Annotated in this window: 1 protein-coding gene; it reads right to left on the bottom strand. The window is 53.9% G+C overall.

Translation table 11 applies throughout. The features are described 5' to 3' along the window. The coding region (locus Q4563_RS22105) for a hypothetical protein (protein ID WP_303606066.1) at positions 1-241 on the bottom strand (241 nt) is incomplete at both ends.

Below are 241 nucleotides of genomic sequence, written 5' to 3'. Positions count from 1 at the left end.
GGATTCTTTGTGGCCACAGAAGCGCCTACCGAAAGGAGCGCTCCGATGGCGGACTGCACACCGCTTGTTTCGAGTCCGAAACGGAGCTTCTCCCATGTGTTGTTCGTGGGATCCACTGACTTTGCCTTGAGCGCCTTGAATGCCTCATCGTAGGTCTGGTCGCCCATAGAGCGGATTGCTGCGTCAACCTTAAGCCCGGCATCATTTGTTGTGTTGTAGATATCCCCCGTAACCTTTTTAC

It is taken from the genome of Gilvimarinus sp. 1_MG-2023 (assembly GCF_030548285.1).
This window is presented reverse-complemented; position numbering and strand designations above follow the sequence as displayed.